This is a genomic window from Streptomyces sp. NPDC101393, assembly GCF_044767385.1.
In the GTDB taxonomy this organism is placed as follows: domain Bacteria; phylum Actinomycetota; class Actinomycetes; order Streptomycetales; family Streptomycetaceae; genus Streptomyces.
In genome coordinates this window covers 1-23774 of the sequence record NZ_JBIWNU010000005.1, presented here as the reverse complement: position 1 = coordinate 23774, position 23774 = coordinate 1, and the positions used below count along the sequence as shown (strand labels likewise).

At 72.2% G+C, this 23774-nt stretch carries 21 protein-coding genes; 12 read left to right on the top strand and 9 right to left on the bottom strand.

All coding sequences use genetic code 11. The features are described 5' to 3' along the window. Positions 1-158: 158 nt before the first annotated feature. Positions 159-833 carry a Crp/Fnr family transcriptional regulator gene (locus ACIRQ7_RS16975; RefSeq protein ID WP_006604164.1) on the bottom strand — a complete coding sequence of 225 codons (675 nt, stop codon included), beginning with the start codon at positions 831-833 and terminating at the stop codon, positions 159-161. Between the two features lie 472 nt (positions 834-1305). On the opposite strand from ACIRQ7_RS16975, the gene nth reads away from it, so the two are divergent. From nth to ACIRQ7_RS16960, 3 genes are all read left to right on the top strand, one after another. After that, complete coding sequence (nth, locus tag ACIRQ7_RS16970) at positions 1306-2298, top strand: endonuclease III (protein ID WP_404263188.1); 993 nt, start codon at positions 1306-1308, stop codon at positions 2296-2298. Between the two features lie 73 nt (positions 2299-2371). Further along, entirely contained in the window at positions 2372-3100 is a 729-nt protein-coding gene (locus ACIRQ7_RS16965; protein WP_404263186.1) for an NUDIX hydrolase, read from the top strand. Between the two features lie 13 nt (positions 3101-3113). Continuing rightward, positions 3114-4313, top strand: a complete 1200-nt coding sequence (locus tag ACIRQ7_RS16960) for a MarP family serine protease (RefSeq protein WP_401465192.1) — start codon at positions 3114-3116, stop codon at positions 4311-4313. A gap of 75 nt (positions 4314-4388) precedes the next feature. Here ACIRQ7_RS16960 and ACIRQ7_RS16955 read toward each other — a convergent pair whose 3' ends face one another. From ACIRQ7_RS16955 to ACIRQ7_RS16930, 6 genes are all read right to left on the bottom strand, one after another. Next, positions 4389-4586 carry a hypothetical protein gene (locus tag ACIRQ7_RS16955; protein ID WP_401465195.1) on the bottom strand — a complete coding sequence of 66 codons (198 nt, stop codon included), beginning with the start codon at positions 4584-4586 and terminating at the stop codon, positions 4389-4391. Positions 4587-4739: 153 nt separating this feature from the next. Next, positions 4740-5678 (bottom strand): alpha/beta fold hydrolase, encoded by a 939-nt coding sequence (locus ACIRQ7_RS16950; RefSeq protein ID WP_404263184.1) that lies wholly within the window; start codon positions 5676-5678, stop codon positions 4740-4742. Between the two features lie 2 nt (positions 5679-5680). Continuing rightward, positions 5681-6133: a phage holin family protein gene (locus tag ACIRQ7_RS16945; RefSeq protein ID WP_401465201.1), complete on the bottom strand. Its 453-nt coding sequence runs from the start codon at positions 6131-6133 to the stop codon at positions 5681-5683. Between the two features lie 44 nt (positions 6134-6177). After that, complete coding sequence (gene nhaA, locus ACIRQ7_RS16940) at positions 6178-7572, bottom strand: Na+/H+ antiporter NhaA (protein WP_404263182.1); 1395 nt, start codon at positions 7570-7572, stop codon at positions 6178-6180. Between the two features lie 257 nt (positions 7573-7829). Next, positions 7830-9797, bottom strand: a complete 1968-nt coding sequence (gene acs / locus ACIRQ7_RS16935; protein WP_404263180.1) for an acetate--CoA ligase — start codon at positions 9795-9797, stop codon at positions 7830-7832. Between the two features lie 197 nt (positions 9798-9994). Next, complete coding sequence (locus ACIRQ7_RS16930) at positions 9995-12343, bottom strand: SulP family inorganic anion transporter (protein WP_404263179.1); 2349 nt, start codon at positions 12341-12343, stop codon at positions 9995-9997. Positions 12344-12668: 325 nt separating this feature from the next. Here ACIRQ7_RS16930 and ACIRQ7_RS16925 point away from each other — a divergent pair, with 325 nt between their 5' ends. Beyond that, entirely contained in the window at positions 12669-13973 is a 1305-nt protein-coding gene (locus tag ACIRQ7_RS16925) for a hypothetical protein (protein WP_404263178.1), read from the top strand. Here the strand turns inward: ACIRQ7_RS16925 and ACIRQ7_RS16920 are convergent. Beyond that, positions 13954-14940, bottom strand: coding sequence for an ATP-binding protein (locus ACIRQ7_RS16920; protein WP_404263176.1), 987 nt, complete (start codon positions 14938-14940; stop codon positions 13954-13956). The genes ACIRQ7_RS16925 and ACIRQ7_RS16920 overlap by 20 nt on opposite strands. 101 nt (positions 14941-15041) lie before the next feature. Here ACIRQ7_RS16920 and ACIRQ7_RS16915 point away from each other — a divergent pair, with 101 nt between their 5' ends. Then, positions 15042-15899, top strand: coding sequence for an oxidoreductase (locus ACIRQ7_RS16915; protein WP_401465218.1), 858 nt, complete (start codon positions 15042-15044; stop codon positions 15897-15899). 356 nt (positions 15900-16255) lie between these two features. Here ACIRQ7_RS16915 and ACIRQ7_RS16910 read toward each other — a convergent pair whose 3' ends face one another. Beyond that, positions 16256-17125, bottom strand: coding sequence for an HAD family hydrolase (locus tag ACIRQ7_RS16910; protein ID WP_404263174.1), 870 nt, complete (start codon positions 17123-17125; stop codon positions 16256-16258). A gap of 482 nt (positions 17126-17607) precedes the next feature. Between ACIRQ7_RS16910 and ssd the strand changes: the two genes are divergently transcribed. The 7 genes from ssd to ACIRQ7_RS16875 all read left to right on the top strand — a co-directional run bounded on the left by ssd (position 17608) and on the right by ACIRQ7_RS16875 (position 23415). Next, positions 17608-18747 (top strand): septum site-determining protein Ssd, encoded by a 1140-nt coding sequence (gene ssd, locus ACIRQ7_RS16905; protein WP_404263172.1) that lies wholly within the window; start codon positions 17608-17610, stop codon positions 18745-18747. Continuing rightward, a complete protein-coding gene (locus tag ACIRQ7_RS16900; RefSeq protein WP_404263171.1) occupies positions 18744-19910 on the top strand; it encodes a TadA family conjugal transfer-associated ATPase in 1167 nt (388 codons plus the stop codon). The genes ssd and ACIRQ7_RS16900 overlap by 4 nt, the downstream gene beginning before the upstream one ends. Before the next feature lie 379 nt (positions 19911-20289). Further along, positions 20290-21081, top strand: a complete 792-nt coding sequence (locus ACIRQ7_RS16895; RefSeq protein ID WP_404263170.1) for a type II secretion system F family protein — start codon at positions 20290-20292, stop codon at positions 21079-21081. A gap of 374 nt (positions 21082-21455) precedes the next feature. Beyond that, on the top strand, positions 21456-21995 hold the full coding sequence (locus ACIRQ7_RS16890) for a type II secretion system F family protein (protein WP_404263168.1): 540 nt from the start codon (positions 21456-21458) through the stop codon (positions 21993-21995). A gap of 32 nt (positions 21996-22027) precedes the next feature. Next, the gene (locus ACIRQ7_RS16885; protein ID WP_404263166.1) at positions 22028-22216 is read left to right on the top strand and encodes a DUF4244 domain-containing protein; all 189 of its coding nucleotides are present in this window, start codon (positions 22028-22030) and stop codon (positions 22214-22216) included. A gap of 286 nt (positions 22217-22502) precedes the next feature. Next, positions 22503-22802 (top strand): TadE family type IV pilus minor pilin, encoded by a 300-nt coding sequence (locus ACIRQ7_RS16880; protein ID WP_404263898.1) that lies wholly within the window; start codon positions 22503-22505, stop codon positions 22800-22802. A gap of 64 nt (positions 22803-22866) precedes the next feature. After that, the gene (locus tag ACIRQ7_RS16875) at positions 22867-23415 is read left to right on the top strand and encodes an Rv3654c family TadE-like protein (RefSeq protein ID WP_404263164.1); all 549 of its coding nucleotides are present in this window, start codon (positions 22867-22869) and stop codon (positions 23413-23415) included. Positions 23416-23774: the final 359 nt, after the last annotated feature.

Sequence of the window (23774 nt, the reverse complement as noted above, 5' to 3'; positions counted from 1 at the left end):
GCCACTATGGCGGGCCGGTCCGCGCGCCCGCGAACGAATAAGGCGGGAAGGCGGGGGGCGGGCCGGGGGGCGGAAACGGCGAAGGGCCCCGCCGGAGCGGGGCCCTTCGGTGCCTGCGGGGTGCGCTCACCGGTGGCCGGTGCGCGGCCCCGGCCGGGTCAGCGCGAGCGCTTGGCCAGCCGTTCGACGTCCAGCAGGATCACGGCGCGCGCCTCCAGGCGCAGCCAGCCGCGGCCGGCGAAGTCCGCGAGGGCCTTGTTGACCGTCTCGCGGGAGGCGCCGACCAGCTGGGCCAGCTCCTCCTGGGTCAGGTCGTGCACGACGTGGATGCCCTCCTCGGACTGCACGCCGAAGCGGCGCGACAGGTCCAGCAGGGCGCGCGCGACGCGGCCCGGCACATCCGAGAAGACCAGGTCGGACATCTGGTCGTTGGTCTTGCGCAGTCGGCGGGCGACCGCGCGCAGCAGGGCCGTGGCCACTTCGGGGCGGGCGTTCAGCCAGGGCTGAAGGTCACCGTGGCCCAGACCGAGGAGCTTGACCTCGGTGAGGGCGGAAGCGGTGGCCGTACGCGGACCCGGGTCGAAGAGCGAGAGCTCACCGATCAGCTCTCCGGGGCCGAGGACGGCGAGCATGTTCTCCCGGCCGTCCGGGGAAGTGCGGTGCAGCTTCACCTTGCCCTCGGTGACCACGTACAGGCGGTCGCCGGGGTCCCCTTCGTGGAACAGGGCGTCGCCGCGGGCGAGCGTGACCTCTCCCATTGAGGCGCGCAGCTCGGCCGCCTGCTCATCGTCGAGCGCCGCGAAGAGCGGTGCGCGCCGCAGAACGTCGTCCACGAGATCTCTCCTTGTCGACATGCTCCGGGGGACTGAGGTCCCCATCATGCCGGAATGCAAAACAGTGCGATCAATCACAAGTTTGCCGGACCCGTGGCCCAAGCCCTACGGCAGGGGGCCGATTGGGGTCACGGATCACGGTGTTCGGGCCGGATGTCAGTGGGTGGCCTTAGTCTGGCCGAGTGTCCAATACGCCGGTGAGAGCACAGGACTGGGGGGCCGGGCGAGTGAGCTCGGGACGCGATTCCGCTGTGGGCGAACAGCCGCCCGCCGAGGCCCCGAATGAGGATAAAAGTAACAAATCGCCCTCCAGGGTGACGTCCTGCGGGAAGCCGGCGGTGCGGAAGCCCGGCGCGTCGCGCCCGATGGCGGCAGCGGCGAGCACGAAGGACCCGAACGCGAACACCTCAGCAAGGAAGTCGCCGGCAGGCAAGACCTCGGCGGGCAAGACCTCGGCAGGGAAGAAGGCGCTGTGAAGCAGACCCCCGCGAAGTCCGCGGCGGTGAAGAAGGCCGTCGCGGACAAAGCCGTCGCGAAGAAGGCCGTTGCCAAGAAGGCCGTGACGGCCAAGGACGCCGAGGCGAAGAAGGCCGCCGTGGCCAAGGCGCCCGCGGCGAAGAAGGCCGCGGCGAAGAAGGCCGCTCCCGCCGGGAAGGCGTCCGCCAAGAAGGCCGCCGCCAAGAAGTCCCCCGCCCGCAAGCCCGAATCGCGGGTCGCGATGGTGCGGCGGGCGCGGCGGATCAACCGCGAGCTGGCCGAGCTGTATCCGTACGCCCACCCCGAGCTGGACTTCACCAACCCCTTCGAGCTGCTGGTCGCGACGGTGCTGTCCGCGCAGACCACCGACCTGAGGGTCAACCAGACCACCCCGCGGCTCTTCGCCCTCTGCCCGACGCCCGAGGACATGGCGGCGATGGACCCGGAGCGGCTGGAGGAGCTGATCCGCCCGACCGGCTTCTTCCGTGCCAAGGCGAAGTCGCTGCTCGGCCTGTCGACCGCGCTGCGCGACCGGTTCGGCGGCGAGGTCCCCGGCCGCCTGGAGGACCTGGTCACCCTCCCCGGCGTCGGCCGCAAGACCGCCAATGTGGTGCTGGGCAACGCCTTCGGCGTCCCGGGCATCACCGTCGACACCCACTTCGGCCGCCTGGTGCGCCGCTTCGGCTGGACCACCCAGGAGGACCCGGAGAAGGTCGAGGCGGAGATCGCCGAGATCTTCCCCAAGAGCGACTGGACGATGCTCTCGCACCGCGTCGTCTTCCACGGCCGCCGCGTCTGCCACTCCCGCAAGCCCGCCTGCGGCGCCTGCCCGATCGCCCCGCTGTGCCCCGCGTACGGCGAGGGCGAGACGGATCCGGAGAAGGCGAAGAAGCTGCTCAAGTACGAGCTGGGCGGTCAGCCGGGGCAGCGGCTGAAGCCGCCGGCCGACTATCCGGGGCAGCCCGCGCCCCCCATGGCGGCCCCGTGACGGCAGCCTCGGGGACCGCGGGAGTGACTCCAGGGGGACCGACCATCGAAGCCAGGGCCTTGAGGGGGCGCGTATGACGAGTGCACGGGAGCAGTACGGCGAGCAGACGGACCCGTCCGGCCGGGCGGCGGCCGGGCGGGAGGTCACCGTCACCGCCGAGGGCCTGCCCGAGTGGCTGGACCCGGTGGCCCGCGCGGCCGGCACGATAGAGCCGCGCCAGCTCAGCCGCTTCCTGCCGCCCGAGAACGGCGGCCGGCAGTCGGCGGTGCTGATCCTCTTCGGGCACGGCCCCCGCGGCCCTGAGCTGCTGCTCATGGAGCGCGCCGGCACCCTGCGCTCGCATGCGGGCCAGCCCTCCTTCCCCGGTGGCGCCCTCGATCCGGAGGACGGCGACCCCGAGGGCCGCGGCCCGGTGCGTGCGGCGCTGCGCGAGGCCGAGGAGGAGACCGGCCTGGACCCGTCGGGTGTGCAGGTCTTCGGCGTGCTGCCGCGGCTCTACATCCCCGTCAGCGGCTTCGTGGTGACGCCGGTGCTGGGCTGGTGGCGCGAGCCGAGCCCGGTGGGTGCGGTCGACCAGGCCGAGACGGCCCGGGTGTTCACGGTTCCCGTGGCGGATCTCACCGACCCCGGTCATCGCGTGACGACGCGTCACCCCAGCGGTCATTCCGGCCCGGCATTCCTTGTCGAGAACGCCCTGGTCTGGGGCTTTACGGCCGGTGTCATCGACCGGATCCTGCATTACGCGGGGTGGGAGATTCCGTGGGACCGTGACAAGCACGTCCCGCTCGACTGGCGCGCGTGAGACGGTGTCGGGCGTGAACGTCCTGGACATCCTGCTGCTGGTCGCGGCCGTGTGGTTCGCCATCGTCGGCTATCGGCAAGGCTTCGTCGTCGGCATCCTGTCCGTGATCGGCTTCCTCGGGGGAGGCCTGATCGCGGTCTATCTGCTGCCCCTGATCTGGAACGAGGTCACGGACGACGCGACTCCCGGCACCTTCGCGGCCATCGCCGCGGTCGCCATCGTGATCGTCTGCGCCTCCGTGGGCCAGGCACTCACCACCCATCTGGGCAACAAGCTGCGCCGCTACATCACCTGGTCACCGGCGCGGGCGCTGGACGCGACGGGCGGCGCGCTGGTCAACGTCCTGGCGATGCTGCTCGTCGCCTGGCTGATCGGCTCGGCCCTGGCCGGTACGTCCCTGCCGACGCTCGGCAAGGAGGTCCGCAACTCCAAGGTGCTGCTCGGCGTGTCCCGGGTGATGCCCCCACAGGCCAACACCTGGTTCGCGGACTTCTCCTCGGCGCTCGCGCAGAACGGCTTCCCGCAGGTCTTCACGCCGTTCTCCAACGAACCGATCACCTCGGTGCCCGCGCCCGACCCGAAGCTGACCACCAGTCCGGCGCAGGCGCGTGCCAAGCGCAGCATCGTCAAGGTCGTCGGCACCGCGCCCAGTTGCGGCAAGGTCCTGGAGGGCAGCGGCTTCGTGTTCGCCCGGCACCGCGTGATGACCAACGCCCATGTCGTCGGCGGCGTCGACGAACCGACCGTCCAGGTGGGCGGCGAGGGCCGTACGTACGACGCGAAGGTCGTGCTCTACGACTGGGAGCGCGATATCGCGGTCCTGGACGTGCCCTCGCTGGACGCCCCGAAGCTGGACTTCGCCTCCCAGGACGCGTCCAGCGGCAACAGCGCCATCGTCGCCGGCTTCCCGGAGAACGGCGGCTACGACGTCCGCGCCGCCCGCATCCGTGGCCGCATCCAGGCCAACGGCCCGGACATCTACCACCGCGGCACGGTCGGCCGTGATGTCTACTCGCTCTTCGCCACCGTCCGGCAGGGCAACTCCGGCGGCCCGCTGCTGACACCCCGTGGTGAGGTCTACGGAGTGGTCTTCGCGAAGTCGCTGGACGACTCCCGCACCGGCTATGCGCTGACCGCCGACGAGGTCCGCGAGGACGTCGTCAAGGGGCGTACGGCGGGGCGGCAGGTCGACAGCCAGGGCTGCGCGATCTGAGTAGGCGGTGCGCGCACGGCGCGGGGGCGGAAGACGCTCCGCGCCGCGCGCCGCAGGAGAGGCGCCGGCCGGGGCTCAGCTGCGGGGATGGCGCAGCCGGGCGCTCATCCAGCGGGCTCTGCGGCGCAGGATGAGGGGAATGCCCATCGGGTGGGCGGGATCGGGGGAGTCGCCGGACGCAAGGTCCGGTGTGCCCCTCTCCCGAGTGCCCACGGCAGCGGCACTGCTGCGGCGGTTGCGTGCCACGTCACGGTAGTCGTGCGTCCAGCCCATACCCTCGACTGTGCCCGTGGCCCAAGGTCCGTAACCGCCCGGGGGGCCGCCAATTGGCCTATGCGCCGGGCAAGTAGCCGTTCGTCATACGTATGTTCGGGATCGGTCGGCCTCCGGGGCCGTGCACCCCTCAGCGGGCCGGTCCGGGCTTCTTCAGCGGTCCGGCTCGGGGTCCTTCAGCCAGTTGACCAGTTCGGCCGAGAACGCCGCCGGGTCCTCCTCGTGGGGGAAGTGCCCCAGCCCGTCGAACAGCCGCCAGCGGTACGGCGCTTCGACGTATTCGCCGGAGCCGGCGGCGCTGCGGGTGCGCATCACCGGGTCCAGGGAGCCATGCAGATGGAGCGTGGGGACGCGCACGGGCTTCTTCATCCGGCGGTTGAACTGGATGCCGTCGGGGCGGGCCATCGAGCGCACCATCCAGCGGTACGGCTCGATCGAGCAGTGCGCGGTGGAGGGGATGCACATCGCCCGGCGGTAGACCTCGACCGCGTCGTCCTCGGGGAGCCGGGGGCCGGACCAGTCGCGGATCATCCGGCCCACCAGCGCCGCGTCGTCCGCCAGCAGCCGGCGCTCCGGCAGCCAGGGGCGCTGGAAGTTCCAGATGTGCGAACTCTGCCTGCTCTGCTTGACGTCGGCGAGCATCGCGGAGCGCCAGCGGCGCGGGTGCGGCATCGACGACACCGCGAGCCGGCGCACCAGCTTGGGCCGCATGACCGCCGCGGTCCAGGCGAGGTAGCCGCCCAGATCGTGTCCGACGAGTGCGGCGTCCGGCTCGCCCAGGGACCGTATGACGCCGGTGATGTCGAGGGCGAGGTTGGCGGGGTCGTAACCGCGCGGGGTGCGGTCGCTGCCGCCGACGCCGCGCAGGTCCATCGCGACGGCGCGGAAGCCGGCGTCGGCGAGCGCGGAGAGTTGGTGGCGCCAGGTCCACCAGAACTGCGGGAAGCCGTGCAGCAGCAGCACCAGCGGGCCGTCGCCCATCTCGGCGATGTGGAAGCGCGCGCCGTTGGCGGCGACGTCCCGGTGGGAGATCTCTCTGCCGCCGGGGACGCCGAGCCGTACGACCGATGCGGTGCTGTCGGGGGCTGTCATAGCTATGAGCGTGTCACAGACTCCAGGACCGGGTGGTCCGCCGGCGCCACGCGCGGGTGGGGCTTGGCGTTCTGGAGCACGCCGGCGGTCTCCTTGGCCGAGGTGATGGACTTCTCCGGCTTCTTGATCTTCTTGAGCTTGGCGAGCGCGAGGAGGACCGCCAGACCGGCGACCACCAGGAACGCGCCGCCCACGATCAGGAAGGACCAGGCGAGCCCGAGGCCGAGGTTGTGGATGCCGTACGCCGCGGCGAAGCTCAGCACCGGCAGCGAGAACAGCGCGAGGACGCCCGCCACGATGAAGGCGGCGCTGCCGATTCCGGCCCGCTTGGCGTCCTTTCGCAGCTCCGCCTTGGCCAGTGCGATCTCGTCGTGCACAAGTGCGGACATCTCGGCGGTGGCCGTGGCCACCAACTGGCCGAGGCTGCGGTCCGTGCCGTCGTCGGCAGTGCTCATCGCCGTCTCCCTCTTCTGATCACCCGGATGCAAAGCCTCTCAGATCATGCCGGACCATCGTCCCTGGCGTCCGTCTCCGCGGCCACTTCGGCAAGGCGCCGGTGTTCGGCGGCCTTTGCCTCGAGGATCGCGGCCATCCGCAGGTGGTACTCGGGCTTGTCGGCCTCGTAGATGTCGGGGATGCCGTCCTGGTCCTCGTCCCGCTCCTCTTCCTCGAAGAGGGCGCGGTACTTGGCGTTGCGGAGCTTGAGGAGGATGGCGGCGAAGACGGCGGCGAGCAGCGAGCCGATCAGCACCGAGGCCTTGATCTCGTCGGCCAGCGCCAGGTCCTCGGTGAAGGCGAGTTCGCCGATGAGCAGCGAGACGGTGAAGCCGATGCCGGCCAGGGCGGCGACGGCGAACAGGTCGGGCCACTGGAGGTCGGGGTTGAGCCGGGCCTTGGTGAAACGGGCGGTGAGCCAGGTGCCGCCGAAGATGCCGAGCGCCTTTCCGACGATCAGGCCGAGGACGACGCCGAGCGTTTCGGGCCGGGTGAAGACGTCGTGGACCGCGCCGCCGGAGATCGCCACGCCCGCGGAGAACAGGGCGAAGAGCGGTACGGCGAGCCCGGCCGACAGCGGGCGGACGAGGTGCTCGATGTGCTCGCCGGGGGAGTGCGTCTCGCCCTCGCGGCGGGTGCAGCGCAGCATCAGGCCCATGGCGACGCCGGCGATGGTGGCGTGTACGCCGCTGTTCTCCATCAGCGCCCAGATGACCACGCCGAGCGGGACGTAGACGTACCAGCCGCGGATGCCCTTGCGGAGCAGCAGGTAGAACAGCGCCAGTCCGGCGACGGCGAGGCCGAGTGCGAGGAAATTGAGCGTCGAGGTGAAGAAGATCGCGATGATCATGATCGCGAAGAGGTCGTCGACGACCGCGAGGGTGAGCAGGAAGGCACGCAGCGCGGATGGCAGGGACGTGCCGATGACGGCGAGTACGGCGAGCGCGAAGGCGATGTCGGTGGCGGTGGGGACCGCCCAGCCCTGGAGGGAGCCGTCCCCGAGGACGTTGACGGCGGCGTAGACGAGGGCGGGCATCGCCATGCCGCAGAGCGCGGCGACCACGGGGAGCGCCGCGGCCTTGGGGTCGCGCAGTTCACCGGCGACCAGTTCGCGCTTGAGCTCGATGCCGGCGACGAAGAAGAAGAGCGCGAGCAGACCGTTGGCGGCCCAGTGCTGGATGGACAGGTCCAGGCCGAGCGAGGCGGGGCCGAGGTGGAAGCCGCGGACCGTTTCGTAGTTCGTGCCCAGGGTGTTCGCCCAGATGAGGGCCACGACGGCGGCGGCGAGGAGGAGGACGCCGCCCACGGTCTCGGTGCGCAGGGCGTCGGCGATGTAGTTCCGCTCGGGCAGCGGCATGCGTCCGAGGAATATGGAACGGCGGTTGTGGGGGGCGCTCACTGCGGGTGTCCTCCGGCCATTTCGGCAGCTGTGTACGGCTGTTGCAGTTGCCGACCAGACTTCCCGGCGCACCCTGAGTTTCTTGGCGTGTCATTGACGCGGTTTCCACTGTACCGGGCGGTCGCCAGTGATATCCGGTGGAGGCCAGGTTACGGGCATATCGGGCATATGGCTGTGTGTGCGGCGGAGCCGCATGCGCAGGGGCCCGGCCGGTCCGCCCGGCCGGGCCCCTGCGCACAGCGGTGTACGTCCGCGGATCAGTCGTCGGCGGCCGCGCTCGGCAGCTTCGCCTGGATCAGGTCCATGACCGAGGAGTCGGTGAGCGTGGTGACGTCACCGAGGTCGCGGTTCTCGGCGACATCGCGCAGCAGCCGCCGCATGATCTTGCCGGAGCGGGTCTTGGGCAGCTCGGCCACCGGCATGATCCGGCTGGGCTTCGCGATCGGGCCCAGCTGCTGCGTGACATGCGCGCGCAGCTCGGCGACGAGCCCCTCGTCCTCGGCGGTGGCGCCGCCGCGCAGGATGACGAAGGCGCAGATGGCCTGGGTGGTCTGCGGGTCGGCGGCACCGACGACCGCGGCCTCGGCGACCTTCGGGTGCGAGACCAGCGCCGACTCCACCTCGGTGGTGGAGATGTTGTGGCCGGACACCAGCATCACGTCGTCCACCCGGCCGAGCAGCCAGATGTCGCCGTCGGTGTCCTTCTTGGCGCCGTCGCCCGCGAAGTACTTGCCCTCGAAGCGCGACCAGTAGGTGTCGAGGTAGCGCTGGTCGTCGCCCCAGATGGTGCGGAGCATGGCCGGCCAGGGCTCGGTCAGCACGAGGTAGCCGCCGCCGCCGTCCGGCACCTCGTTGGCGTCGTCGTCGACCACGGTCGCGGCGATGCCGGGCAGCGCCACCTGGGCGGAGCCGGGCTTGGTCGCCGTGACGCCGGGCAGCGGGCTGAGCATCATGCCGCCGGTCTCGGTCTGCCACCAGGTGTCGACGATCGGCGTGGCGTCGGCGCCGATGTGCTTGCGGTACCACATCCACGCCTCGGGGTTGATGGGCTCGCCCACCGACCCCAGGACCCGCAGCGAGGACAGGTCGAACTTCGCCGGGATGTCGTCGCCCCACTTCATGCAGGCGCGGATCGCGGTCGGCGCGGTGTAGAGGATCGACACGCCGTACTTCTGCACGATCTCCCACCAGCGGCCCTGGTGCGGGCTGTCCGGGGTGCCCTCGTAGAGCACCTCGGTCGCGCCGTTGGAGAGCGGGCCGTAGGTGATGTAGCTGTGCCCGGTCACCCAGCCGACGTCGGCGGTGCACCAGAAGACGTCGGTCTCCGGCTTGAGGTCGAAGACGGCGTGGTGGGTGTACGACACCTGGGTGAGGTAGCCGCCGGTGGTGTGCAGGATGCCCTTGGGCTTACCGGTGGTGCCCGAGGTGTAGAGGATGAAGAGCGGGTGCTCGGCGTCGAACGCCTCGGGTGTGTGCGTCCGGCTCTGCCGTCCGACGATTTCGTGCCACCACACGTCCCGCCCCTCGGTCCAGGAGACGTCCTCCTGGCCGGTGCGGCGTACGACGAGGACGCTGCGGACGTTCTCCGTGCCGGGCTTGGTCAGCGCGTCGTCGACGGCGGGCTTGAGGGCGGACGGCTTGCCGCGGCGGTAGCCGCCGTCGGCGGTGATCACGACGCGGGCGTCGGCGTCCTGGATGCGGGTCGCCAGTGCGTCGGCGGAGAAGCCGCCGAAGACGACGGAGTGCGGGGCGCCCAGGCGGGCGCACGCCAGCATGGCGATGACCGTCTCCGGGATCATCGGCATGTAGAGGGCGACCCGGTCACCGGTCTCCACACCCAGCTCGATCAGCGCGTTCGAGGCCTGCGAGACCTCGCGCTGGAGCTCGGCGTAGGTGATCGAGCGGGTGTCGCCGGGCTCGCCCTCGAAGTGCAGCGCGACCCGGTCGCCCAGGCCGTTCTCCACGTGGCGGTCGACGCAGTTGTAGGCGACGTTGAGCTTGCCGTCGGCGAACCACTTCGCGAAGGGCGCGTTGGACCAGTCGAGTGTCTGGGTGGGCGCGGTCTCCCAGGACAGGCGCTTCGCCTGCTCGGCCCAGAAGCCCAGCCGGTCCGCCGCCGCTTGCTCGTACGCGTCCGCCGTGACGTTGGCGTGCGCGGCCAGATCGGCGGGCGGCGCGAACCGCCGCTCTTCCTTGAGCAGGTTGGCCAGGCTTTCGTTGCTCACGACATCTCCCAATTCCGGGGCGTCCGATATTCCGGGGCGTCCGATGTGTCCCGCACCTAGCTCATCAGCCCATGGCACACCCTGACAAGGGCTGCCGGGGAAAATTGGTGTAGACCTATCTCGCGCCCGGTCGCCGCGTGGGCCGTTCCCGCTCCACGCGGCGTCACCTCGGGGCCCCTTCCCGCCCGTTGCGCAGGTCAGACCCGGACCTCGGCCGGTTCCGCGCGGATCGCCGAGAACCGCCCGGTGGTCTCGTCCAGCACATACGCCTGCGCCTCGGCGACATGGAAGTACATGCCGTGCAGCGCGAGCGAGCCCTCGGCGATGGCGCGGGCCACGCAGGTGTGTGCCCTCAGGTGGTCGAGCTGCTGCAGGACGTTGACGAGCGCCAGCCGCTCATGATCGTCCGCCACCGGCCGTTCGTCGATCGCGACCTCCCCCTTGCCCAGCCGGCCGATCCGCTTCATCCGGGCCACACTCGGCCGGCCGTGCCGCAGCCAGCGGGTGAGCGGCGTCGCGTCGACCGCCGGCGCGCCCTGCGCCTCGGCCGGTGTGGACCCGAGCAGCGCACCCATCGCCCCGCATCCGGAGTGGCCGCAGACCGTGATGGAGCCGACCTTCAGCACGTCCACCGCGTACTCGATCGCGGCTCCCGCGGAGTCGCAGGAGGCGTCCGCGCCGGGCAGCGGGATCAGATTGCCGACGTTGCGGACGGTGAACAGATCGCCCGGACCGCTGGACGTGATCATGCTCGTCACCAGCCGGGAGTCGGCGCAGGTCAGGAACAGCTGGGTGGGCCGTTGCCCCTCGCGCGCCAGCCGGGCCAGCTCCTCGCGCACCAGCGGCGCCGTATGCCGCTGGAACGCGCTCACCCCGCCCATCAGCTGACTGCCGCTGCTCTCCGGCGCCGATGCGCGCGCCGGGTCGGGCCGGGTGCAGTGGTGGTTGCGCCACGGGGTCCACGGCCGGCAGGAGTGCGCGCCGGCCGGTTCGGCGATCGGCCGGCCCGAGCGGCCGCCGAGGGTCACCCGGCCGCCGTGCGCCCGATGGCCGGCCGACCAGGACTGCAGCGCCTCGTACGCGGCGTGGTCCATGAACGAACCGGACAGCTCGACCACGGCATCGGCTCCCGCCGGCACCAGCGCGAGTGTCCGGGTCAGCCGCGGCACGGCCAGGAACGTCAACTGACCGCTGGCGCGGACCTGGTGGACGTCGTCCTCCTCCGTGACCGTGATGCGGGTGTGCGTCAGCCGGCGCAGCGCCAGGAACGCCGCGACCGCGATGCCCGTCAGCACCCCTTGCAGCACACCCAGGACGACGACGCCGCCCAAGGTGGCGGCGTAGACGGGGAATTCGCGGTGCCGCTGCACATGCCGGATGTGCGCGAAGCTCACCATCCGTACGCCGACGACCATCACCAGCGCGGCGAGCGCGGCCAGCGGGATCAGCTCCAGCACCCCGGCCAGCAGGCCTGCGCACAGCAGCACCCAGACCCCGTGCAGCACGGTGGCGCGGCGGGTCACCGCGCCCGCCCGGACATTCGCCGAGCCGCGCATCGCGCCGCCGGAGACGGGCATCCCGCCGAGCAGCCCGGAGACGGTGTTGGCGAGGCCCTGGCCGGCGAGTTCGCGGTTGAGGCGGGAGCCGCTCGAAGGGGTGCCGGGGTATTCGGTAGCGATCTTGTCCACCGCCACCGCCGAGAGCAGCGACTCCATCGCGGCGACCAGGGTGACGGTCAGCACGGCGGCGGCGAGGGCCGGGACGGAGGCGTCGGGCAGGGCGGGCAGCTCGGGCATCCGCCAGGACGGCAGGTCGACGCGCGGTACCGCCGTGCCCGCGCTGACGGCGGTCGCGGCGAGGACGGCGGCCAGCGGCGCCGGGATCACCCGCGCCCACCGGCCGGCCCGGCCCGGCAGTCTGCCCCAGCCCACGAGTACGGCGACGGTGACGGCGCCGATCAGCAGGGCGGTGGTGTGCGGCTCAGCGAACTGGCGGGGCAGCGCGGCGACGTTCGCGAGCGCCGAGCTGTCGGGGCTGCCGCCGAGCACCACATGGAGCTGTCCGACGGCGATCGTGGCGCCGATGCCGGCCAGCATGCCGTGCACGATCGCCGGGCTGACGGCCAGCGCGGCGCGGGCGACGCGCAGCGCCCCCAGGGCGATTTGGACGAGCCCGGCGAGGACGGTGATCGCGCAGGTGGCACGCCAGCCGTAGCGCTGGACGAGGTCGGCGGTGACCACGAGGAGGCCGGTGGCCGCCCCGCTGACCTGCAGCGGCGCGCCGCCGCACAGTCCGACGACGAGGCCTCCCACGACCGCGGCGACCAGTCCGGCCTGGGGTGGTGCGCCGGTGGCGAGGGCGATCCCGAGTGACAGCGGGACGGCGAGCAGGAACACGACGATCGAGGCGGAGAGGTCCTGGCGGAGGGCCGCGCGGCGGCTCAACTTCGGGTGGCGCGCGGGATGGTCGTCCGAGGGCTCCGGGCGGGATTCGGTGGGGTGGGGGGTGCGCTGCGGCTGCGGCGGCGACTTCTTGGTCTGCGACATTCCCGTCTCCTCCGGGGCGACGCGGTCGCGCGGGGGGCGCGATCGTGGGGCGGCGGTGTACTGCGGCGGGACGCGAGCCGGCCGGTGATCGTCGCGATGGGTGACGGTCCGGTGACTCTCAAGCATCGGTAAATGAATCGTAATGCCGCGTAAAGGCTGGGAGAAGTTTTTTCGGGCATACGGGCCAGTCAGTCCCCCTATGGGGTGAATATGATGACTATCGGCTTGTCGTTTTAATCCCTCTTCTTGGTGTATGGGATCTTGTGGGCAGTTTTTCCGATTAATCACTCGGAAGGTGCTCACAGCGCCAGGAATGAGGTGGCTGATGGCAGCCGTATCGAAGGTCACGGCGGGAATCGCCGCGGCGGTGGCAATGGCGGCGGTCGCCAGCTGCTCCGGCGCGCAGGGCGGGCCGCCACCGAACACGAAGAAGGGCAGGGCCGCGCCCAAGGCCCCCGCCCAGCCGGCCCGGCTCATCGGCGACGGCTCGACCGCCTACACCGGAGCGCAGCCGAACCAGCCGGCGCCGGTGCGCCTCAAGCCCGGTGAACGGCCCCCGCAGTTCGTGGTGTTCTCCTGGGACGGCGCGGGCGAGGACAGCCAGAAGCTGTTCTCGCACTTCCGCGAGGTCGGCAAGAAGTACGGCGCGACCATGACGTACTTCCTCAGCGGCGTCTACATGCTCCCCACCGAGAAGAAGGAGCTCTACGACCCGCCCCAGCACCGGGCCGGCGCCTCGGACATCGGCTTCAACGACGTCAAGGGAATCAGGAACACCGTGGAGCAGCTGCGCGGTGCCTGGCAGGACGGCAACGAGATCGGCACCCACTTCAACGGCCACTTCTGCGGCCCCAACGGCGGCGTCGGCACCTGGTCGTCCGACGAGTGGAAGAGCGAGATCGAGCAGGCCGAGTCGTTCGTGAAGAACTGGAAGACCAACTCGGGCCTCAAGGGCGTCGAGCCGCTGCCCTTCGACTACTCCAAGGAGCTGGTCGGGGGCCGGGCGCCGTGCCTGGAGGGGCAGCGCAATCTCATTCCCGCCGCCAAGGCGATGGGCTTCCGCTACGACGCCAGCTCGGTCGGCGGGGTGCAGACCTGGCCCGACCGGATCGACGGCATCTGGGACTTCCCGCTGCAGCAGATCCCCGTCCCCGGCCGGGCCTTCGAGACCCTGTCGATGGACTACAACTTCCTCGCCAACCAGTCGGTCACGACCAAGGGCGACCGGTCGATGCACAGCGCCTGGGGCAAGCAGATGCGTGACGGGCTGCTCCAGGCCTTCAACCGTGCCGAGCAGACCAACCGCGCGCCGCTGTTCGTCGGCGACCACTTCGAGTCCTGGAACGGCGGGACGTACATGAAGGCCGTCGAGTCGGCCATCAAGAACATCTGCCCCCAGGAGGGCGTGCGGTGCGTCAGCTTCAAGCAGCTGAGCGACTGGCTGGACGCGCAGGACCCGGAGGTGCTGGCCAGGCTGCGCGCCCTGCCGGTGGGCGAGAAGCCGAAGGGCGGCTGGAAGTCGTACCTTTCCGACGCACCTCGCCCCTGGGCTCCGTCCCCACCGGCGCAGCCGTCGGAACCGGCGGCCGCGGCCGGATCCGACGAACACGTCAAGCAGGCTGAGGAGTAGCCGCCCCCTCGAAGAGCGTGAAGGCGGGGTCGACCTGGGCGGCCAGGTCGGCCCCCGTCTTCGCGTTGCCCCAGCTCTCCGCGTTCTTCAGGTGGAAGTGCACCATCTGGCGGGTGTAGCGCTCCCAGTCGCGCCGCTCGTACGACGCGTCGGCGGCGGTGTGCAGTGCCTCAAGGGCGCGGCGGTTGTCCTCCTCCAGCCGGTCGAAGCGGTCCGGGCGGCCCTTCTCCATGGCGCGCACCCAGTCCGAGTGCCCGACGGTCACCAGCAGGTCGTCGCCCACCTCGGAACGCAGGAACGCCAGGTCGTCGGGGCCCTGGACCTTGTTGCCCACGACCTTCAGGGCGATGCCGAAGTCCCGGGCGTATTCCTTGTACTGGCGGTAGACGGCGATGCCCTTGCGGGTCGGCTCGGCGACCAGGAAGGTCATGTCGAAGCGGGTGAACATCCCGGAGGCGAACGAGTCCGAGCCGGCCGTCATGTCGACGACGACGTACTCCCCGCGGCCGTCCACGAGGTGGTTGAGGCACAGCTCGACCGCGCCGACCTTGGAGTGGTAGCAGGCCACCCCGAGGTCGGACTCGGTGAACGGGCCGGTGGCCATCAGGCGTACGGACCCGCCGTCGAGCGGCACGGTCCTGGCGCAGGCGTCGTAGACGGGGTTGTCCCCGCCCACCCGCAGCAGCCGCGAGCCGTCGCCGGGCGGGGTCGTCTTGATCATGGTCTCGGCGGACGGGATGCGGGGGTTGCGGCCGCGCAAGTAGTCCTTGATGAGCGGAAGATGGCCGCCCATCGCCGGAAGCCCGGCGGCCTCCGCCTCGTCCAGGCCGAGGGCGGCGCCCAGGTGTTGGTTGATGTCGGCATCCACCGCGATCACGGGGACGCGGCCGGCGGCCAGATGCCGGATGAACAGGGAGGACAGGGTCGTCTTGCCGCTGCCGCCCTTTCCTACGAAAGCGATCTTCATGTTCACCAAGGGTAATCGTCCTATCGCTTTGAGTGAGAGGTTTGCGTGAAGAAGACCACTCCTTCGAGGGGTGCGGCCCGATGGTGCGTAGGGTCCTGTCCATGGCAGCAAACCCCCGGGGAACGACCCCCGGATCCCCGAAGGCGGGCGCCGATCCGCTCATGACCCTGGCGTCGCTCCCGGGAGTCGCCGACTCCGTGGACTCCGTGCGCAAGGGCGTCGACCGTGTCTACGGGCACCGCATCATGCGACGCCGCAGCACCGAGGTCACCTCTGAGGCCGCGCTGCGCGGAGCGCGCGGTTCCGCGGCGCTCTCGGGGGCCGACTGGGCGCTCGAAGAGGTCAGGCGGCGCAGCGACTTCGGCGTCGAGGGCGAGCCGTGGACGGTCGGCGCCGCGCTGCGGCTGACCGCCGAGTCCGGGCAGCTGCTGAGCGTGTGGCGGCAGTCCCCGCTGCGGGTGCTGGCGCGGCTGCACCTGGTGGCGGCCGGCGGCGGCGAGGCGGACGACGCGGTGGGCCGGCCCCGGCTGGCGGGCGAGCCGGTCGAGGAGCCGCTGATCGAGCTGCCGCTGCCGGACGCCGACGAGGTGGCCGGTCGGCTGGAGGGGCTGGCGGGGCTGCTGCTGACGGGCACCGAGGCCCCGGCCCTGGTGATCGCCGCGGTGGTGCACGGCGAGCTGCTGGCGCTGCGCCCCTTCGGTTCGTACAACGGGCTGGTCGCGCGCGCCGCGGAGCGGATCGTGCTGGTCGGCAGCGGACTGGACCCGAAGTCGATCTGCCCGGCCGAGGTCGGGCACGCCGAACAGGGGCGCGCGGCCTATGTCGCCGCCCTGGAGGGTTATGTCTCGGGGACGCCGGAGGGTGTCGCCGCATGGATCGCGCACTGCGGGCGCGCGGTCGGGCTGGGTTCGCGGGAGAGCACCGCGGTCTGCGAGGCGCTGCAGCGCGGCGCGGCCTGACGGGCGCCCCGCTGCCGGCCTTGCCGCTCTGACCTGGCAACTCGCCTGCCCCGGAAAGGGGTTGCGGCGGTACCCGTCGCTGAGGGGTACCGCCGCTGGCACGTTTGCCGGGTTACCAGTGCGTGCTCGAATTGTGCCCATCAGGTCGGAGTCTTCGTCCGGTTACCTGGTGCGGCTGGCCCGTAATCGACGGGTCGACGTCGCGTGGGTGCCCGACATTCGTGCATCGGTCCGTGGGGCCTTGCTGCGTTACGGGTCGTCCTCTCGGACGTCCTTGGTCTCGCGGGCCGTTATGTCCTTTGTACTACTGATGCGGGGTGAGCGGAACCCCGGGCCGCAGATCTTTGCGCGGGGCCTCAAATGCATCGAACGCGGGCGGCGCGTTTCCGCCGCCCCGCGTACCAGACCGCGCCCGCGGTGGCGGCGGCCGCGCCCACCGCGACGACCGCGGTGAGCACCGGCCGCGAGGGCATCGACAGCGCCGGAAGCCGTTGCTTGAGCCGGACCGGGCGGGTGAAGGAGAGCACCGGCCAGCCGCGGCTGACGGCCTCGCGGCGCAGCGCGCGGTCGGGATTGACCGCGTGGGGGTGGCCGACCGCCTCGAGCATCGGGACATCGGTCGCCGAATCGCTGTACGCGTAGCAGCGGTCGAGGTCGTAGCCCTCGGAAGCGGCGAGCTCCCGGACGGCCTCCGCCTTCGTCGGCCCGTAGGCGTAATACTCCACCTCGCCGGTGAAGCGGCCGTCCTCACCGACGACCATGCGGGTGGCCACCACCCGGTCGGCGCCCAGGAGTTCACCGATCGGCTCGACGACCTCGGCGCCCGAGGTGGAGACGATCACGACATCGCGGCCCGCGGCGTGGTGCTCCTCGATGAGGGAGGCGGCCTCGTCGTAGATGATCGGGTCGATCAGGTCGTGCAGCGTCTCGGCGACGATCTCGCGTACCCGGTCGACGTTCCAGCCACGGCAGAGGGCGGACAGGTAGGCGCGCATCCGCTCCATCTGGTCATGATCGGCGCCGCCCGCGAGGAACACGAACTGGGTGTAAGCGGTGCGCAGAACGGCCCGCCGATTGATCAGGCCGCCTCGGTAGAACGACTTGCTGAAGGTCAGCGTGCTCGACTTTGCAATGACGGTCTTGTCCAAGTCGAAGAACGCGGCAGTACGGGGAGCCGAGTGAGGTGCAGAGCGGTTTTCCACGGGGCGAGCATAGGCGCCCACCATTCGGCGTAAAGTGCGGCGCGTGGGTTTGCCTGAGAAGGCTCTCGGGTACACCATGGAAGTCACGGATCGTTCGCGACCGTGCTAACCCGGTCCGGCTCCTCCCCCCCCGAGTCGGCCGTGGGGACGACCCCCGCTCTCCCCCCCGGCGGGGGTCGTCGCATGTCCGGACGCATTTTCAACCGCTGGGTATGGTTCTGCCCGCTCCCCTCTCCGTTGCGTCGCGGCCCTTGCTCGCGCCCGCCGCCTGTCACGCTCCGTAGTTGAAGCAATGCTCTACGGAACCCTCTTCCCCGGCCCTGAAACTAAGCCTTCGTCAGGTCTTCGCCAGACCTTCGTCGCCGGAATAGGTGACGGGGATATTCACATCCGCTGAGTTGTCCACAGTTTTGGACCAAGATCCCCGAGATTTCCCCGATCGCTGCACCGTAAAAGTCCGCGGAGTTCGCGGATGTACGAGTTGCGTAGCGATAGGGGGACAGAACGTGGCCGGAACCAATGCTTCCGATCAGCCGGCGCGAAGCGGTGATGAGCGCGGCGCCCCATTGATCATTACCGAGGACGAAGAGCTCCTCGATGATCTTCTTCGATTGTCCGCTGCGGCCGGCGCACTGCCCGAAGTGGCGCACGGCCCGCCCGCCCGCAAAGAGGACTGGGAGGCGGCGCCGCTGGTGCTCGTCGGGGGCGACTGCGCGGCCCGGCTGCCCGGTGCCGGACGCCGGCCCGGCGTCGTCCTCATCGGCCCCGACACCGACGACCCCGCCCTCTGGCGGCTCGCCGTCGCCATCGGTGCGGAACGCGTGCTGACCCTCCCCGACGGTGAACGCTGGCTGGTGGACCGGATCGCCGACGCGGTCGAGGGCGTCGGACCGCCGGCCCGCACCGTCGGCGTCATCGGCGGCCGGGGCGGGGCCGGAGCGAGCACCCTCGCCGCCGCGCTGGCCGTCACCGCGGCGCGCACGGGACGGCCCACCATGCTCATCGACGGCGATCCGCTGGGCGGCGGGCTCGACGTCCTGCTCGGCGGGGAGAAGGAGAAGGGCCTGCGCTGGCCCGCCTTCTGCGAATCACGCGGCCGGGTGGCCTCCGGCGCGCTGGAGGAATCGCTGCCGCGGCTGCACTCCCTGCGCGTGCTGAGCTGGGACCGCGGCACCGAGATCGCGATCCCGCCACCGGCCATGCGCGCCGTCATGGCGGCGGCGCGCCGGCGCGGCGGCGTCGTGGTGGTCGACCTGCCGCGCCGCGTCGACGAAGCCGTGGCGGAAGCCCTCGCCCAGGTGGACGTGGGGCTGTTGCTGGTCCCCGCCGAGCTGCGGGCGATCGCCGCGGCCCGGCGGGTCGCCGCCGGCGTACGCACCGTGCTGCGCGATCTGCGGACGGTGGCGCGCGTCTCGCCAGGGACGCCCACGGGCCTGGAACCGGACGAGATCGCCCGCCTCCTGGAGCTGCCCCTGGCAGGAGAACTCCCGTGGGAGACCGGCTTGTTGGAAGAGCCCGCGCGCGGCGGGCCCCCGGGGGCGAACGCCCGCGGACCGCTCGCCCGCTTCTGCGCCGCCTTCTGGGAGCGCGCACTGACCGAGGATGCCGCGGCACCCGCCGCGGCGCGGGACGGGGTGCGGTCATGAGCCAGGAGTTGCTGGACGTGGTGCGCCGGCGGCTGGCCGAGGCCGGGGCGGAGCCGACACCGGCCCGGGTGGCGGTGGCACTCCGGGAGGAAGGGCGCCTCCTCGGAGACGCCGAAGTGCTGGGCGTGGTGACCGCGTTGCGGTCCGAGATGGTGGGCAGCGGACCACTGGAGCCGCTGCTGGCAGAGCCCGAGGTGACGGACGTCCTCGTCACCGCACCGGACGAGGTGTGGGTGGACCGGGGCGGCGGTCTGGAGCGTACGGCGGTGCGCTTCCGGGACGCGGCGCAGGTGCGCCGACTCGCCCAGCGGCTGGCGGCGGTGGCCGGCCGACGCCTGGACGACGCCCGGCCGTACGTGGACGCCCGGCTGCCGGACGGCACCCGGTTGCACGCTGTGCTGCCTCCGGTGGCCGTCGGCGGGACCTGCCTTTCCCTCCGGGTGCTGCGGCCACGGGCCTTCGCCCTCGAAGAGCTGGTGGCCGCGGGGACGGTCCCCCCGGGCGGCGACCGGCTGCTGACCGCACTGCTGGCCGCCCGGCTGTCGTTCCTGATCACGGGAGGTACGGGCTCCGGCAAGACGACGCTGCTCAGCGCCCTGCTGGGGCTGGTGAGCCCGGCCGAGCGGATCGTGCTCGCCGAGGACTCCGCGGAGCTGCGCCCGGACCACCCGCATGTGGTGCGGCTGGAGACACGGCCGGCCAACCAGGAGGGCATCGGCCGTGTGACCCTGCGGGATCTCGTACGGCAGGCGTTACGGATGCGGCCCGACCGGCTGGTGGTCGGCGAGGTGCGCGGTTCCGAGGTCACGGACCTTCTGGCAGCCCTCAATACGGGCCACGAGGGCGGTTGCGGCACGGTCCATGCGAACGCCGCGAGCGACGTCCCCGCCCGCCTGGAAGCCCTCGGCTCCACGGCCGGTCTGGACCGCGCCGCGCTGCACAGCCAGCTGGCGGCCGCACTTTCGGTGGTCCTGCATCTCGTACGCGACCGGACCGGCCGGCGCCGGATCGCCGAGGTCCACGTCCTGGAGCGGGACCGCGACGGCTTCGTGGTGACGGTGCCGGCCGCGCTGTGGGGGCCCGACGGATTCCGGGAGGCGCGTGGCTGGGAGCGGCTGACTCGGCTCTGCGAGCGGGGCGGGGGCGATGCGGGGTGGACGTGAGGAGCGGGACGGGCGGCGTGGCGGAGCGGATCCGGAGGAGCGGGATGAACGGGGCGAGGGGCGGTGGGTGCGCGTGACGGCCATGGCGGGCTCGGCGTGGATGTGGGTGGCGGTGGGGTGCGCCGGGGTCGTGGGCTGGTTGCTCGGGGGCGGGCGGGACGACTCCGGGCGGCGGGCGCGCGAGGTGTTCCCGGGAGACCGGCCGACGGGGGGAGCAGCCGGACGCGGGGGAGGTGCCGGGGCAGGGGATGGAGGCGGGAAGGCCGTCCGGGAGGGCGTGCGGGGCAGGTTGAGGGTGCGTCGGGTCGGTGGTGGCGCGCGGCGCCGGTGGGCCATCGGGCGCCGGGGGCCCCTGGGACGGGAGGCGTGGTGTCTGCCGGTGGGGCTCGGGATCGGGGTGCTGGGCAGATCGGTGTTGCCCGTGTGCGCGTCGTTGGCGGCCCTGCTGGTCGTCCGCCGGTGGCTGGCGGCCCGCGGCGCGGAGCGCGAGCGCGAGGCGCGGGCCGCGGAGGTGATCGGCATGTGCGCGGCGGTGGCCGGCGAACTGAGAGCCGGGCGGCAGCCGGTGCAGGCCCTCCTCGCCGTACGGGCGCCGGACCTCGGATCGGCCGGATCGGCCGTCCTGGCCGCGGCGCGCTATGGCGGCGACGTGCCGGAGGCGCTGCGCGCCGCGGCGCGGCTGCCCGGGGCCGAGGGGCTGGCCGGAGTGGCGGCGTGCTGGCAGGTCGCGGTGGAGGGCGGCGCCGGGCTGGCCGCAGGACTGGAGCGGATCGCGGCCGGCCTCAGAGCCCGGCGCGATCAACGCGAGGAGTTACGGGCCCAGTTGGCAGGCCCACGCGCGACGGCGCTGATGCTCGCACTGCTCCCGGTATGCGGCCTCCTGATGGGCAGTGCCCTCGGCGCCGACCCGCTGCGGGTCCTGCTCCACACCCCTGCCGGGTGGGCCTGCCTGCTGATCGGCGGGCTCCTGGAGTGGGGCGGCGTGGTCTGGACGGCCCGGATCGTCGCGGCTGCGGTGCCGGATATGTCCGCAGTGTCGGGGGGCTCGGGGCGCCGGCCGGCCGGGCGGGTGGAGGCGGAGTCAGCGGTGTGTGGGGGAGACGGCGGTGCGTGGGGGAGAGGCGCGGAGATGACGAGCCGGCGGTGCGGTGAGAGGTGGGGTGGGGCATGAGCCCGGAAGTTTTCCACAGGGTGGGGATGGCGATCGCGGTGGCGCTGGGTGTGCTCTGCGCACTCGTGCTGCTGGGGGAGGCCCGCCACGGTCGGGCCGTACGGAAACGCACGTCGACCGTGCTCGGCGACAGGCATCGCCATGGCGGCCGATGCGAGGGGCCCAGAGGGTGTGGCGCCCGTCGCGGCGATGGCCGGGTCGCGGGTCCGCCTACCCGCAACCGTTCCCGTATCCATCCCCGTATCCGTCTCCCTTCGGTCTACCGCTCCTGTTCTCGTGCTCGCGCTCGCTCCGATGCGCGGGAGAGCGGTGGGCTGATGGTGTGGGGCGGGCCGCTGGGGGCCGCCGGTTTTGTGGCCATTGTGGTGGGTGGGGTGGCCGGGGTCGTGGTCGGACTCGCCGTCGCCTTCGGCGCCCATCGCTGGCTGGCGCACCAACGGCTCGCGGAGGACCGGCGGTTGGCGGAGGTCGAAGTGCGGGCGGAGTTGGCGCCGGCCGGCGACCTGCTGGCCGCCTGCCTCGCGGCGGGAGCCGGGCCGCGCGAGGCCGCGGAGGCGGTGGGCCGGTCACTCGACGGAACCGTCGCCGAACGGCTGCGCCACGTGGCGGCGGAACTACGTCTGGGTGGCGAACCAGCGAGGGCATGGCTCCGGTTGGCCGCGCTTCCCGGGGCCGAGGGGCTGGCGCGGTGCATGGAGCGCGCCGGGATATCCGGGGTGCCGGCCGTCGAGTCGGCATCGCTGATCGCCGCGGAACTCCGTGCGGAGTCGGGGCGAGCGGCGGCCGCGCGGGCCCGGCGGGCCGGGGTGCTGGTGACGCTGCCGCTGTCGGCGTGCTTCCTGCCGGCGTTCCTGACGCTCGGGGTGGCGCCCGTGCTGATGGGCCTGGCGGGCGGCCTGCTGGAACGTAACTGATCTGTTGATGAAACGAGTTGGGGGAGTGAGCAATGTTTCGGAAGTGGTGGAAGCGGCTGCGCCGGGCGGGGGCGGACCGTGGGATGGCCACGGCGGAGTACGCGGTGGGAACACTCGCGGCGTGTGCCCTGGCGGCGGTGCTCTACAAAGTCGTGACGAGTCAAGCGGTCCAGGCGCTGCTGCAATCGGTGCTTCAGCGGGCGATCAATGTCCAGTTCTGACGGCGCCGCCGCGAGGAGCCCGGTGGCTGTGGGCGCTGACACGAACGCCCCACCTACCGGCTCCGGAGCCGGCAAGGGAAGCGGAGGCGGCTCCGGCCCCGGCCCCGGAGCCGGAGCCGGAGCCGGAATGGGAATGGGAAACGGAAACGGAAACGGAGATGGAGGTGGGCCCGTTGCCGGTCCCGGCCTCGGCCTCGGCCTCGGCCTCGGCCTCGGCCTCGGTCCTTTACGGGGTCGGCGGCCTCGGCGCGATGCGGGGTTCGTGACGGCTGAGACGGCTCTGGTGATGCCGGTACTGGTGGGCGTGGCCGCCGCGCTGATCTGGGGCCTGATGGCGGTCTGTGCCCGGATCGAGTGCGTGGACGCGGCGCGGGCCGGGGCGCGCGCGGCGGCGCGGTCCGAACCGCGAGTCGCGGTGGTCGGTGCGGCGCGCGGCGCGGCTCCGGGCGGCGCGCGGATCAGCCTGGCCCGGCAGGGCGATCTGGTGCGCGTACGGGTCGAAGCCGATCTGCCCGGCGTGGGACGGCTGTCGGTGCGCGTCGGCGGGGAGGCGGTGGCCCTTGCGGAGGACACGGTGGGGCGCTGAGGGCCGGGACGGGGAGGGGCGTACGGGAGGGGCGTATGGGGCCAGCCGTTGAGAGGCGTGAGCTGTGGGGCTTGAGGGGTGCGGGGGAGGTGAGGGTGTGGAGAGCTGGCGGATAGAGCGATGGCGAGGGCGTGGGCGTCGGCATCGGCGGGATGCGGGGTCGGCAACCGTGTGGACGGTCTTTGCTGCGGCGGCGCTGTGCGTGGTCTTCGCAGCGCTGGTCGGATTCGGGCAGGCCGTCACGGCGCGGCACCGGGCAGGTGGTGCGGCCGACTTGGCGGCGTTGGCCGCCGCGGATCATGCCCTTCGGGGTGAGGCCAAGGCCTGCGCGGCGGCCCGCCGGGTCGCGGCCGCGCAGCACACCCGCCTGGTGCGCTGTTCCCTGGCCGCGGCGATCGCCGACGTATCGGCCGAGGCCGGGGACAGCCCGTTCACCTCCCGGGTACGGGCCCGAGCGGGGCCGCCGACCACAAGTGAGGCGGGCACGGGAGCGATACCTCGCGCCGGCGAGGGCCGCGGCGCGGGCCGTGATGGCCGCGAGGACCGCGGCGGCCACGGGGGCCGAGGCGCTGACTCTGGGCGCCGAGAAGCCGACGTGGGCGCTGAGCGCTGAGCGGTGAGCGGTGAGCGCTGAGCGGTGAGGCTCTCCCGGGCCTCTGAGAAGGGGCCCGGGGGTGGGCTCACGCCGGCTTTCGCCGACAACCCCATACGTGTGCAGCCACCTGGACACATACGGCGGAGACACGGCGGAGACGCGGCGTGGCACGGCGTGGCGCAGCGAGGCACCGCAAGGCGGCGGCACGAAGCGGCGGTGGAGGTGGTGGAGGAGGTGGGAGGGCGGGGCGGGGGCGGGGCCCCAAGCCGGCAGGACCGCCGGCCCCCCCCCCCCCCCCCCCCCCCCCCCCCCCCCCCCCCCCCCCCCCCCCCCCCCCCCCCCCCCCCCCCCCCCCCCCCCCCCCCCCCCCCCCCCCC

Bases quoted from the DNA above. Each gene is read 5' to 3' on its own strand.
- ACIRQ7_RS16965 (WP_404263186.1), top strand. From the start codon at position 2,372: ATGACGAGTGCACGGGAGCAGTACGGCGAGCAGACGGACCCGTCCGGC.
- ACIRQ7_RS16955 (WP_401465195.1), bottom strand. From the start codon at position 4,586: ATGGGCTGGACGCACGACTACCGTGACGTGGCACGCAACCGCCGCAGC.
- ACIRQ7_RS16950 (WP_404263184.1), bottom strand. From the start codon at position 5,678: ATGACAGCCCCCGACAGCACCGCATCGGTCGTACGGCTCGGCGTCCCC.
- ACIRQ7_RS16945 (WP_401465201.1), bottom strand. From the start codon at position 6,133: ATGAGCACTGCCGACGACGGCACGGACCGCAGCCTCGGCCAGTTGGTG.
- ACIRQ7_RS16930 (WP_404263179.1), bottom strand. From the start codon at position 12,343: ATGTCGCAGACCAAGAAGTCGCCGCCGCAGCCGCAGCGCACCCCCCAC.
- ACIRQ7_RS16925 (WP_404263178.1), top strand. From the start codon at position 12,669: ATGGCAGCCGTATCGAAGGTCACGGCGGGAATCGCCGCGGCGGTGGCA.
- ACIRQ7_RS16920 (WP_404263176.1), bottom strand. From the start codon at position 14,940: ATGAAGATCGCTTTCGTAGGAAAGGGCGGCAGCGGCAAGACGACCCTG.
- ACIRQ7_RS16915 (WP_401465218.1), top strand. From the start codon at position 15,042: ATGGCAGCAAACCCCCGGGGAACGACCCCCGGATCCCCGAAGGCGGGC.
- ACIRQ7_RS16910 (WP_404263174.1), bottom strand. From the start codon at position 17,125: ATGGTGGGCGCCTATGCTCGCCCCGTGGAAAACCGCTCTGCACCTCAC.
- ACIRQ7_RS16900 (WP_404263171.1), top strand. From the start codon at position 18,744: ATGAGCCAGGAGTTGCTGGACGTGGTGCGCCGGCGGCTGGCCGAGGCC.
- ACIRQ7_RS16885 (WP_404263166.1), top strand. From the start codon at position 22,028: ATGTTTCGGAAGTGGTGGAAGCGGCTGCGCCGGGCGGGGGCGGACCGT.
- ACIRQ7_RS16880 (WP_404263898.1), top strand. From the start codon at position 22,503: ATGCCGGTACTGGTGGGCGTGGCCGCCGCGCTGATCTGGGGCCTGATG.